We start from the raw sequence: 742 nt of genomic DNA, 5'->3' as shown, positions 1-742 counted from the left end.
CGAGCTCCACGTCCCATCTGCTTTCAGGCTGGAATGGAATCTCGCCGGCACCGAGCAGTTCCAACATGTTTATCACCACGGCCACCACTCCCTCGCCCAGCGCAGCGCGGGCGTCAGCCCCGAGACCGAGGGCCATCGCACGAATCAAAGCTGCCTTGAGCGCCCATCTCTGGTCACGAGATAGCAGCGAATGACCGGTGATTGAATCCACCAGCCTACGGAGATCCCGCGATGCCTTTTCATCCAAGCACGCCTTCAGCTCCTTCATGAACTGATCAAAGGTCGCCGCCTTTCTGGTGGGCGACAGATCCACCAAGTAGTAGTCAGTGGATCCCGAAAGAATGTCCGAGGCAGCACGTCTGGCGACGTCCTTCGTCAGCGCTAATGAAGCCTGCCCGCCCCTCCATTGACCCAAGGAGAACATCCAGGTTGAGAACCAGTCGGTTGAGAGCAGGAAGATGACGTCATCTGTTTCATCAGAGATCTGGAGCAGTTTAGTATCCTCGTGACTTGCCAGGAAGCGCCCCCGTAGGTCGCCACCCTACGACCACCTCCGCCACATCAATGAATCGTAAAGGGGGCCGAGATTGAGCGGCAAGTGAAGTCCTCGTTATAGAACAGAATTGCGAACTCACCCTCCGGCAGTGAAGGTTGATCTGAAAACAACCATTTCTTCACATAGAGCGTCGTAGAGCCTGCGGGCTCAAGCTCCAGCGCACCCGCTGGCGCCCTCGAATGCCCG

The 742-nt window shown here is 57.4% G+C and carries 2 protein-coding genes; both read right to left on the bottom strand.

Annotated features, from left to right (window positions below; genetic code table 11):
- Window positions 1-424, bottom strand: a 424-nt coding sequence (locus tag KVS69_RS18520; protein ID WP_217539447.1) for a hypothetical protein, incomplete at its 3' end; no start/stop codon positions are given.
- Window positions 425-561: 137 nt separating this feature from the next.
- A partial coding sequence (locus tag KVS69_RS18515; protein WP_217539446.1) for a hypothetical protein occupies window positions 562-742 on the bottom strand: 181 nt, incomplete at its 5' end.

It is taken from the genome of Stenotrophomonas sp. GbtcB23 (assembly GCF_019091045.1).
GTDB lineage: Bacteria > Pseudomonadota > Gammaproteobacteria > Xanthomonadales > Xanthomonadaceae > Stenotrophomonas > Stenotrophomonas rhizophila_A.
This window is presented reverse-complemented; position numbering and strand designations above follow the sequence as displayed.